The organism is Rhodococcus sp. BS-15, from assembly GCF_000813105.1.
Lineage (GTDB): Bacteria > Actinomycetota > Actinomycetes > Mycobacteriales > Mycobacteriaceae > Rhodococcoides.
Map to the genome: position 1 here is coordinate 1 of NZ_BAOX01000159.1, position 11193 is coordinate 11193.

Below are 11193 nucleotides of genomic sequence, written 5' to 3' on the forward strand. Positions count from 1 at the left end.
TCCAGCTGCACGGCAAGACCCACATCGCCGACGACGCGATCGTGGGGCCCGACTCGACGCTGCATGACGTCGAGATCGGCGAGCGCGCGTCGGTCGTGCGCACCCACGCCGAGCAGGCCGTGATCGGACCCGATGCCACCGTCGGACCGTTCACCTACCTGCGACCCGGCACAGTGCTGGGCGAGGGCGGCAAACTCGGCGCCTACGTCGAGACCAAGAACGCGACGATCGGCCGTCACACCAAGGTCCCGCACCTCACCTACGTCGCGATGCCACGATCGGCGACCACAGCAACATCGGTTGCTCCAACGTCTTCGCCAACTACGACGGCGTCAACAAGAGCCGCACGGAAATCGGATCCCACGTACGGACCGGTTCCGACTCGACGTTCGTCGCTCCCGTACATGTGGGCGACGGCGCTTACACCGGTGCAGGAACAGTGGTTCGGGACGATGTTCCTCCCGGCGCGCTGGCCGTCTCCGGTGGCAAGCAACGCAATATCGAAGGCTGGGTCATGAACAACAGGCCCGGAACCGAAGCTGCGAAAGCAGCGGCGCTCGCAGATCGTGATCGGCAAGAACAAAAGGACGGCGAAGAGCAGTGACCACCCCTAATTGGATCGACAACCAGAAGAACCTGATGTTGTTTTCTGGTCGAGCACATCCGGAGTTGGCCGAGCAGGTCGCCAAGGAGCTCGGGATCGACGTCACCCCGCAGACCGCGCGTGACTTCGCCAACGGCGAGATCTTCGTTCGCTTCGAGGAGTCGGTCCGCGGATCGGACGCCTTCGTGCTGCAGTCGCACCCGTTCCCGCTCAACACGTGGCTGATGGAACAGCTCATCATGATCGACGCGCTCAAGCGCGGATCGGCCAAGCGCATCACTGCGATCCTGCCGTTCTACCCGTACGCCCGCCAGGACAAGAAGCACCGGGGCCGCGAGCCCATCTCCGCTCGTCTGGTCGCGGATCTGCTCAAGACCGCCGGTGCCGATCGAATCATCACCGTCGACCTGCACACCGATCAGATCCAGGGCTTCTTCGACGGCCCCGTCGATCACATGCACGCACACAGCCAGCTCGCCGATCACATCCGGGCGACCTACAGCCTCGAGCACATCACCGTGGTCTCCCCCGACTCCGCCGCGTGCGCGTCGCCGAGAAGTGGGCCGACTCGTTCGACGGCGCGCCGCTGGCGTTCATCCACAAGACGCGTGACCCGTTGGTGCCCAACCAGGTCAAGTCCAACCGAGTCGTCGGTGACGTCGAAGGCCGCACTTGCATCCTCATCGACGACATGATCGACACCGGCGGCACCATCGCCGGAGCGGTGAAGGTGCTCAAGGAAGCCGGAGCCGGTGACGTCGTCATCGCCGCCACCCACGGCGTTCTGTCCAACCCGGCCGCCGAGCGTCTCGCGAACTGCGGTGCCAAGGAAGTCGTCGTCACCAACACCCTGCCGATCAGCGACGAGAAGCGCTTCGCAACGCTGACCGAGCTCTCGATCGCACCGCTGCTCGCTCGCACCATCCGCGAGGTCTTCGAAAACGGTTCCGTCACCAGCCTTTTCAACGGCAGCGCATAACAGTCAGTCTGTTTCACCCGCCCCGCCCACTCTCCGTCCGCGCCGCATGAACTACGTCACGTCCGTGACCGGAACATGCAGCTCGCGAGACGGGGGTGTGCGGGGCGGGTTTCGTTGTCACCTAAGATGACTCGTCGTGATCGACGCAGACTCTCCCCACGGCCCGGCTGGAACTACTACGGTCAGAATTGCCCGATGGACGCCGGGCGGATGCGTCTGGTGCGGTAGCACCGACAGCGTCGAGGACTTCCGAAACGAGCCGCGCTGCGGTCTGTGCCGCGAGAAGGAAGCCGTCATCGACGAGGCCAAACACTTCATCGGGATGTACGGTCTGCGACCCCTGGGCGGCACGCTGGCGTCCGAGGACGAGGAGGAGCGCGAGTACCGCGTCACCGCTCGGGATGCGCGTGAGGTACTCAACCGTATTCGCCTCGAGAAGCTGCCCGATCCGGCTGCCGTCCGCAAAGCGTTGCGTCCCAGGGCCGCTGCTGCGGGGAACGCACCGGCCTCGACGACGTCCGGAGCGCCTGCGAAGGCACCGACCAAGAAGTCCCAGGCCGGTGTCACCGGGATCGACGCGATCGAACTGCAGTCGCGCGTCGAGAAGTTGCTGGGGCAGCTCACCGCAGTCGACGATCAGATCAGCGCGCTCGACGGCGTGCAGGGTCTGCCGGCACGTGCACGCATGAAGGATCTCGAACGGCAGCGCACCACCGTCCTGTCGACTCTGGCCGCGCTCGAGAAGGCTCGTCGCCGCACCAACTGATCCACGTAGTCTGATCGAGTGCTGCGCAAGCGTTCGATCTCACGGCAGGTGCTCGATGTCACCTACGCCGTCGTTTTCGTTCTGCTCCTGCTGCCGTCCACGCTGAGCGGATCCTACGGTTCTCCCGGCGCGGGTGTGCTGGTCGGATTCGGCGTTGCGCTGGCCATGAGGCGCCGCTCACCGCGACTGTCGTTGGTACTCGCCTGGCTGCTGGCCGTCGTGCAGATGGTCAGCGGGGTGCTCCCCCTCTCTGCGGACACCGCAATATTCGCGATTCTGTACTGCTCGGCCGCCTACGGCGACAGCGTCGTTCGACGCTTCGGGCTCGCGTCGGCCGTCGGCGGCGGAGTGATCGCGGCGCTGTATCTGGCTTTCGTGGACGGCAATCCGTTCGGCCCGCCGACGGAAGAGGGCTACCAGGAACCCCGACTCGCGCAGTTCGCCCTACTCCTCGCCGGCCTGTGGGCGATGCTCGGGTTGTCCTGGGCACTGGGCCGCCTCGCCTACGCCCGACGCACCGCCATCGAATCCGCACACGCGCGCGAGCTCGCCGAGGTACATCAGGCCCGCGCCGAACACGAAATGGCAATCGAGCAGGAGCGCAACAGAATTGCTCGCGACATGCACGACATCGTGGCGCATTCGCTCGCCGTGGTGATCGCGCAGGCCGACGGTGCACGCTACGTGCGCGCCGTCGATCCCGCTGCCGTCGACACTGCACTGACGACCATCTCCGACACCGCGCGCGAGGCACTCTCCGACGTTCGGGTGTTGCTCGGACAGCTTCGGCACAGTCAGGGCGATCTGCCGAACCCGACACCCGACGATCTCGAGCGCCTGTTCGACCAAGTGCGCGCGACCGGACTGAACATCGACTCCTCGATCGACACCACATCGGTGTCGTTGGGTGCCGGTGCGCACCTGGCGCTCTACCGGATTGCGCAGGAATCGCTGACCAATGCCCTACGTCACGGCGATCCCGACAAGCCTGTCACCGTCACCATCGAATCCGACTCCGCCGGCATCGAACTGACGGTGCGCAACAGTGTGTCCTCGGTGCGTTCGGCATCGGAATCGGGTGGCCACGGAATCGCCGGCATGAAGGAACGCGCCAGCCTCGCCGGTGGCATGTGTACCGCGTCCGGCGACGGCTCGTCGTGGACCGTGACTGCCTGGCTTCCTGCTGCCGGCTCGTCCACGAAGGGAATCAACTGATGGCCGATCGAATCAAGGTGGCTCTGGTCGACGATCAGCAGCTGTTCCGAGCGGGAATTCGCATGCTCATCTCCTCGCAGCCCGATCTGGAGTTCGTCGGAGAAGCGGGCAACGGCAAGGAAGCAGTGGAGCTCGCCGCGTCGGCAGGGCCCGACGTGATGCTCATGGACGTCCGGATGCCGGTGCTCGACGGTATCGCCGCGACCGAGCAGATCGTGGCCGCGTCCGATACTCCACCGCGGATTCTGGTGCTCACGACATTCGATCTCGACGAGAGCGCGGCGCGAGCGATTCGTTCGGGAGCGAGTGGATTCGTGCTCAAGGACGCCGACCCGGAATTTCTGCTCGCGGCGATCCGGACGGTTCATGCGGGCAACTCGGTGATTGCCGCGTCGGCGACGACGGGGCTGCTGGCGCACTTCACGCCGACGCCGGTGGTGCCGAAGGTCCCTGCCGAGTTCGCCACCCTCACCGCACGGGAGAAGGAGCTCTTCCGGCTCACCGCGCGGGGCTTGAGCAACTCGGAGATTGCGGCCATCGAGTTCTTGAGCGAGGCAACCGTGAAGACGCACATCAGTCGCATCTTCGCCAAACTTGCGCTGCGAGATCGGGTGCAGTTGGTGGTCTACGCCTTCGAGCACGGCCTGACCGGAGACTGACACCGAAGTCATCCTGTAGATGTACGAGGCGAAGACTCGCGCCTGATTACTCGGGGCCGCCGAATTCATAGCGTTGTGGGCATGACGATCACAGCAGGCCCCGTTGCCCGGGCATTTCAGGTCAGCAAACATTTCGGCGACTCGTCCAATCCGGTGAGCGCCCTCGACAACGTCTCTCTCGACATTCACGGCGGCCAGTTCACCGCCATCATGGGACCGTCCGGCTCCGGCAAATCGACCCTGATGCATGTGATGGCCGGACTGGACAACGCCAGCTCCGGGCATCTGATGCTGGCCGGTGCCGACATCACAGCGGCCAACGACGACGCACTGACAACGCTGCGCCGCACGCAGGTCGGCTTCATCTTCCAGTCGTTCAATCTCGTTCCCACCCTCGATGTTCGGGGCAACATACTGCTGCCGTTCGAGCTCGACGGCCGCGCACCCACCGCCGAGGAGGCGGCATGGATAGAGCAGCTGATCGACACTCTGGGATTGCAGGGCCGGGTGAACCACCGCCCGCATCAGCTCTCGGGTGGGCAGCAGCAGCGTGTCGCGATCGCCCGGGCACTGGGTACGCGGCCGCATCTCATCTTTGCCGACGAACCGACCGGCAACCTCGATTCTCGCACCGGCCGTGAGGTTCTCGGTCTACTCGCCGCAGCGGTGCGCGAGTACGGCCAGTCGATCGTGATGGTCACGCACGACCCCATTGCCGCCAGCTACGCCGATCGCATCGTCTTCCTCGCCGACGGGCGCATCGTCAACGAATTGGGTCGTTCGACGGCGGAACAGATTTCGAGCTACATGCTGGGAATGGAGAGCGTCCGATGAGTGCGTTGACTTCTGCTCAGGCGTCGAAGGAGCATGGTGCCAGCATTCTGGTGACCTCGTTGGCGTCGTTCTTCGGTGTGGTGTTGATTCAGGCGACGGCCTTTCTGGTCGACATCTTCGGGGATACCGACGGTGCAGCCGTCACTGCGTTGTACAGCGTGGCCCTGGTGTTCATCGGTCTCGCACTGTACGTCGCGGCGGTGGTCACCTCGAACACGTTCGCGACGATCGTCGCCGGCCGCACCCGCACCATCGCTCTTCTGCGCTTACTGGGTGCACGGGCGCGTGACCTACGACGATCGGTGGCCAGGGAAGGCTTCCTCGTCGGATTGTTCGGTGGTGCAGTCGGTTCGGTTCTCGGAATCGGCGCCAGTCACCTCGCGCGGGCGGTCGCGGTCTCGGCCGGTCAACTGCCGGATGTGGCGTACACGACCGTTCAACCGCTGGTGATCCTGCCGGTCGTCATCGTGGTGTTGACGACGACCCTCGCGTCGTACGTCGGGTCTCGAAAGGTGTTGGACGTGACGCCTGTTCAGGCGACGGGAGGCGCCGTGGACACGGGAGTGGAGGCTCCGCGGTCGCGTCGTGTCAGGACGGTGCTGTCGATCGTGCTGATCGCAGGCGGAGTGGCGCTCCTCGGGCTCGGGATCCTGATCGGGATGGTGAACCCGACCGGCGTTCTGGTCGCGTTCCTCGGCGGCGTCGCATCGTTCACCGGCATCATGGTCGGTGCCTATCGAATTCTGCCCGCGACGCTGAGGATGGTCGGGAGACTGTTCGGCCGCGGACCTGCGGCGAGATTGGCTGCGGCCAACGCAATTCGCTATCCGGATCGCAGTACCCGCACCGCGGTGGGATTGCTGATCGGGGTCACGTTGGTGACCACGTTCGCCGTCGCGATGTACAGCTACCGGTCGATGCTCGTCAACGAATACGACGAAGACTCCGTCAACCAGGTACTCACCGTGACGGTGGGAATCATGACCGGACTGATCGGGTTCTCGGCCGTCATCGCGGCGGTCGGGATGGTGAACAACCTCCTGCTGAGCATTCTGCAGCGCACCCGAGAGATCGGCCTGTTGCGGGCACTCGGATTCACCCGCAAGCAGATTCGGGCGATGATCGTCTCGGAGAGCAGCCAGATGGTGGTCGCGTCGATGGGCTTCGGTCTGATTCTCGGCATCGGATACGGCTGGGCCGCAGCACAATCGCTGCTCGGCTCACTGGATTCTCGCGGGCTCACTGCCCCCACTCTTCCGTGGGCTGTGATCGCCGGAACCGTGCTGTGCGGCGGACTCCTCGCGCTCGGAGCCTCACTGACCCCGGCACGACGTGCGAATCAAATTTCGCCGGTGGTCGCGTTGGCGGATGCCTGATCGCGAGGTCGGTAGTGCTCCGCAATCTCGAGAGCACGGCGATAGAGACCATCGCGTAACGACTGCGGTGCAAGCACTTCCGCATCCGTCCCGAGTTGCCACAGGGCCCACTCCGCATGCCGCGCATCCTGGAACGTAAGTTCCAAGCGCAACCGACCGTCACCGTCGAGTTTCTCGTCGGTGACGGTCAACGCGGTGTCTGCGAGTTCTTCCCGACGCGCCGGATGTATGCACGCCGACACTGTCGTCCGAGCGTCTCCGTTCCTGAATCGAGTGCTGCGCTCGTGCCACAACCGATCGAGACTGACGTTGTCCGAGCGTTGCGCCGGGTCGGAAAGCACCACGGCGTCCATCACCCTCGAAAGGCGGTAGGTGCGGTCTTCGCCGTCTCGGGTGGCGAGAAGATAGCCGCGGTGACGTACCGTGACCAGCCCGACCGGATCCACGACGCGCCACTGTTCGTCTCCGCCCACCGGCGCGTACAGAATCCGAAGCTTCCTGCCGTCGAGCACAGCTCGGCGCACGGGGTCCATGACAGCGGTGGGAATCTGCTCGGCGGCGGTGCGTCGAGACAGGAGATCCGCTTCGGGCTCGATGAGGAGCCGCCGAGCAGCAGTACGCGCGGTGTCGTGATGTCCATCCGGCAACGCGTCCATCACCTTTCGAAGCGCCGACGCGACGGCGGACCCGAGGCCGAGCGCATGGCCTCCCCCGCTCGATCCGACAGCGGCCAACAGTGCCAGGGCCTCGTCGTGGTTGAGGCCAGGAAACTCGGCTCTGAAGCCGGGCAGTAGCGCGAATCCTCCCAGTCGTCCCCGTTCGGCGTAGACAGGCACGCCCGCCGTCGAGAGAGCGTCGATGTCGCGGAGCACGGTGCGGGTCGACACTTCCAGTTCGGCGGCGAGGGCGTCGGCCGTCATTCGGCCGCGCTGGCGTAGCAGGAGCACGAGCGAGACCAGCCTGTCTGCGCGCATGCGAAGACGGTACCGAAATACACGACAGAGGGTGTCGTGATTCGGTGACAGCCTTTCCTTCGTACGGTCGGACGAACAAGACGGAGGAACAAGACGATGGAACGAACTGCGGTCAATCCGGTGCAGTGGTCGGTGGCGCTGGGCTTCGACCAGGGCGTGCTGATCAACGGACACACTAGGACTCTCTACTGCTCCGGGCAGACTGCAATGAACAGCGACGGCGCACCGGAGCATGACGGAGACATGGCCGCGCAGCTTGCGCTAAGTCTCGACAATCTGGACGGGGTGCTGGCGGCGGCCGACATGTCGATGTCGAACGTGGTGAAACTGGGGATCTACACCACCGACGTCGACCTTCTGTTCCAGCACTACGGTGTACTCATGGCAAGACTGGGCGCAGCAGGAGTTGCACCGGCCACCACGATGCTGGAAGTGACCCGGTTGGCAGTTCCTGGTCAGAAGATCGAAATCGACGCCATCGCCGTGGGTTGACGCCGCTACTCGCCCTTCCGGGCAAGAATGAGCGCAAATCGGGAATCGGCGTCGGACCACAGATGCCCGACGCCGAATCCCGCGGCCGCCAGTTCTTCGGTGATGCCGTCCGGTCGGAACTTCGCCGAGATCTCGGTGCGGAGTTCTTCGCCTGCCTCGAAATGCACGTGCAGATCGAGGTCGGCGAGGTACACCTCCTGCGACGATGTGGCCCGCAGTCGCATCTCGATCCACTCCTGCTCGGCATTCCACAGCGCGACATGCTCGAACGCATCGGGATCGAAGTTGCCACCCAGGCGAGAGTTGATCACCGACAGCACGTTTCGATTGAACTTCGCAGTCACCCCGGCAGCGTCGTCGTACGCCGGAACGAGCACGTCCGGGTCGATGACCAAACCGACACCGAGCAACAGATACTCGCCCGGATCGAGCGCGTCGGCTACTGCTTTCAAAAATTCCTCGCGCTCCTCGGGAATGAGGTTGCCCAGGGTACCGCCGAGAAATGCGATCGTCCGGCCGTCGCCGCCCGGCAGATTGTGCAGAGTGTCGGTGAAATCGCTGACGATGCCGTGCACCTCGAGCGCGGGGAATTCCTGCGCGATCTGCTCGATAGCGCCCTCGAGCGCCGAGATGGATACATCCTGTGGCACATACGTTCTCAGTGATCCGTGCTTGACTCCGGCGGAGAGCAGCAACTTCGTCTTCTCCGAGGAGCCCGAACCGAGCTCGATCAACATGGCGGATTCGGTTGTCTCCGCGATGTCCAGAGCATGCTCCTCGAGGAGGGCGCGCTCGGTCCGCGTCGGGTAGTACTCGGGCAGAGCGGTGATCTGCTCGAACAGCTCGCTGCCCAGAGCGTCGTAGAAGTATTTGGGCGAGAGCCACTTCGAGTCGGCAGTGAGACCGTCCCGCACGTCCTTGCGCAACTCGTCGAGCAATGCTGTGTCGGCCAGATGTACGTCCACTGTGCTCATGACGCTCCTTTACGATTCCAGGCTGGAAATGGTGAGATCGGTTGTCGTGGCGACGACCATGCGTCGGTCGTCGATGGAAATCCAGTCGGGTCGATCGTCGAGGGGTTCGGAGGCGATCGTCACCGAATCCTCGTTCCGCAGAACCGAAAGCGAATGATGCACCGCCGTGGCGTACATGCTCTCGCCGTCCGACAGCAGAAAATTCAGGCGAGCCTTGGGCGAGGTGGCGAGGACCCTACGGACCAGCACGCGCAGTGCCGTCTCGGGATCGTGGGTGCGCAACAGGTTCCGCAGTACGAACCACAGGCCGGCGGCATCGGTGGGCGCGGGCAACGCGAGCGCGTCGATCGGCGGTACCTCCGACCACAATTCGACCATCGACTGCGGCCAGCCGAACACCACACCGTTGTGACTGAACGCCCATCGGTCGTCGGTGAACGGGGCGCAGGCACTGCGTTCCACCGGCATGCCGACAGTTGCCGATCGCACTGCCGCGATCACCGACGCCGAGCGCACCTGCGGCAGAACATCGTCCACCGCCGGGTCGGTCCAGATGGGCATCGGATTGCGGTAGCTGCGCACCGAACCGTCCTGCCACCATGCGACGCCGAAGCCGTCGGCGTTGATGGTCCCTCCACCGCGCATGTCGTTCGGTGCGAAGGACTGGGTGCGCAGAGAATGATCACCCTGCGTCAGCAGCGATCCGACAGAGGTGGCAGCGCCAGATACCCCAGATGACGGCACATTCAGCTGGGCTCGACGTCGCGGGCCAACCGGAATCCGCTGAAGATCTGGCGGCGGATCGGGTGGTCCCAGTTGCGGAACGTGCCTCGACACGCCACCTCGTCGGTGCCGAACGAGCCGCCGCGCAACACCTTGTAGTCGCCGCGGAGAAACACCTCGGAGTACTCGGCGTACGGGAACGCCTCGAACCCGGGGTACGGCTCGAAATCCGAGGAGGTCCACTCCCACACGTCACCGATCAGGTGATGCACACCGGCCGAGGAGGCACCGTCGGGGTACGCGCCCACGTCCGCCGGTTCGAGATGCCGCTGGTTCAGATTGGCATGTGCGGCAGTGGGTTCGGCGTCGCCCCACGGGTACGCGTTGCTGGTGCGAGTGTCGGCGTCGAAGCGCGCGGCCTTCTCCCACTCGGCCTCCGTCGGCAGACGCTTGCCTGCCCAGCGGGCGTAGGCGTCGGCCTCGAACCAGCACACGTGCACCACGGCTGATGCGGGCGCACCGGCTTACTCGCGCCGAAGCTGCGACGCCACCAGGTGCCATCGGAGTCGGACTCCCAGAACTGCGGTGCGGTCAGGTTCGCGTCGACGCGATGCTGCCACCCCTTCTCGGTCCACAGTTCACGGCGTTCGTAACCGCCGTCGGCCATGAAGTCCATGAACTGCGCGTTGGTGATCGGGGCTCGGTCGATGGCGAAGGTGGGCACGTGCACGGCATGAGCCGGTCGCTCGTTGTCCAGTGCCCACGGGTCGAGCGAGGTCCCCATCGAGAACGGGCCACCCGCAATGACGGCCTCACCCGACACCGGCACCACCGAGGCCGGTGGAGCAGGAGCCGTCAGAACCGCAGGCCCCGAACGCAATTGATGAGTGGCGAGCATTGTCTCGTCGTGCTGCTGCTCGTGCTGGGCGATCATGCCGAACGCGAAACCGTGCTTCTCCACCGGCCTACACTCGAAAGTGCAACGGTCGAGCACATCCCAGGCCTTGTCGCGGACGGTCTGGACGTAGACGCGCGCCTCGTCCGGAGTGAGCAGCGGAAGCGACGTACGTGAAGAACGCGAGTGCTTGAACGCGTCGTACAGCTCGTCGATGTCGGGACGGACGGGGTCACGGCCACCGACGTCGCGCACGAGCCAGAGTTCTTCCTGGCTACCGATGTGTGCGAGATCCCAGACCAGCGGACTCATCAACGGCGAATGCTGCGCCATCAGTTCGGTCTCGTCCACGCAGTCGGTGAGTGCTGCGCTGCGGGCACGACTGCGAGTAAGGACCGTTTCGATCCTGCTCCTGAGTTGTTCGGCGCTCACACCGATTCCTTTCGAGTCTGAAATTCCCGTGTCGCCGCGTCGAACTCACTGGGGGGCTCACCCGCACTGCACCGGCGAGATGCCGCCGACAGGTGCTCGGAGAACTCGCCACCGACCTCCGCTGCGAGGTCGAGCAATTCGGTTGCGGCCGTACGTAGGTCACCGTCCGCCAGCCCGACGCGGGCCGCGTCGAGCCACCGTCCGGCCGTCCCGCCGCCGATCTCGGTGGCGCGGGCCACCAGTTCGGGTGTGGACAGCAGCGCCTCGAAT

At 64.7% G+C, this 11193-nt stretch carries 8 protein-coding genes and 5 pseudogenes; 8 read left to right on the forward strand and 5 right to left on the reverse strand.

The window, feature by feature from the left end; all coding sequences use genetic code 11:
• The 7 genes and pseudogenes from glmU to RHBS_RS17140 form a co-directional block, all read left to right on the forward strand.
• Positions 1 to 604 (forward strand): annotated as a pseudogene (gene glmU / locus RHBS_RS17110) (bifunctional UDP-N-acetylglucosamine diphosphorylase/glucosamine-1-phosphate N-acetyltransferase GlmU); the annotation flags it as partial.
• Positions 605 to 639: 35 nt separating this feature from the next.
• Positions 640 to 1583: pseudogene (locus RHBS_RS17115) on the forward strand (ribose-phosphate diphosphokinase).
• A gap of 136 nt (positions 1584 to 1719) precedes the next feature.
• The gene (locus RHBS_RS17120; protein WP_237669311.1) at positions 1720 to 2349 is read left to right on the forward strand and encodes a hypothetical protein; all 630 of its coding nucleotides are present in this window, start codon (positions 1720 to 1722) and stop codon (positions 2347 to 2349) included.
• Between the two features lie 18 nt (positions 2350 to 2367).
• The gene (locus tag RHBS_RS17125; RefSeq protein WP_128646097.1) at positions 2368 to 3564 is read left to right on the forward strand and encodes a sensor histidine kinase; all 1197 of its coding nucleotides are present in this window, start codon (positions 2368 to 2370) and stop codon (positions 3562 to 3564) included.
• Entirely contained in the window at positions 3564 to 4223 is a 660-nt protein-coding gene (locus RHBS_RS17130) for a response regulator transcription factor (RefSeq protein WP_121870613.1), read from the forward strand. Before RHBS_RS17125 ends, RHBS_RS17130 begins: the two co-directional genes overlap by 1 nt.
• Before the next feature lie 81 nt (positions 4224 to 4304).
• The gene (locus tag RHBS_RS17135) at positions 4305 to 5057 is read left to right on the forward strand and encodes an ABC transporter ATP-binding protein (RefSeq protein WP_128646098.1); all 753 of its coding nucleotides are present in this window, start codon (positions 4305 to 4307) and stop codon (positions 5055 to 5057) included.
• A complete protein-coding gene (locus tag RHBS_RS17140; protein ID WP_128646099.1) occupies positions 5054 to 6433 on the forward strand; it encodes an ABC transporter permease in 1380 nt (459 codons plus the stop codon). Before RHBS_RS17135 ends, RHBS_RS17140 begins: the two co-directional genes overlap by 4 nt.
• On the opposite strand, the gene RHBS_RS17145 is transcribed toward RHBS_RS17140, so the two are convergent.
• Entirely contained in the window at positions 6397 to 7407 is a 1011-nt protein-coding gene (locus RHBS_RS17145; RefSeq protein ID WP_128646100.1) for a YafY family protein, read from the reverse strand. The genes RHBS_RS17140 and RHBS_RS17145 overlap by 37 nt on opposite strands.
• A gap of 96 nt (positions 7408 to 7503) precedes the next feature.
• Here RHBS_RS17145 and RHBS_RS17150 point away from each other — a divergent pair, with 96 nt between their 5' ends.
• Entirely contained in the window at positions 7504 to 7899 is a 396-nt protein-coding gene (locus RHBS_RS17150; RefSeq protein ID WP_128646101.1) for a RidA family protein, read from the forward strand.
• Between the two features lie 5 nt (positions 7900 to 7904).
• On the opposite strand, the gene egtD is transcribed toward RHBS_RS17150, so the two are convergent.
• The 4 genes and pseudogenes from egtD to RHBS_RS17170 form a co-directional block, all read right to left on the reverse strand.
• Positions 7905 to 8873, reverse strand: a complete 969-nt coding sequence (egtD, locus tag RHBS_RS17155) for an L-histidine N(alpha)-methyltransferase (protein WP_128646102.1) — start codon at positions 8871 to 8873, stop codon at positions 7905 to 7907.
• Between the two features lie 9 nt (positions 8874 to 8882).
• A pseudogene (gene egtC, locus RHBS_RS17160) lies at positions 8883 to 9619 on the reverse strand (ergothioneine biosynthesis protein EgtC).
• Positions 9620 to 10923: pseudogene (gene egtB, locus RHBS_RS17165) on the reverse strand (ergothioneine biosynthesis protein EgtB).
• Positions 10920 to 11193, reverse strand: a pseudogene (locus RHBS_RS17170) (ergothioneine biosynthesis glutamate--cysteine ligase EgtA); the annotation flags it as partial. The pseudogenes RHBS_RS17170 and egtB, both read right to left, overlap by 4 nt.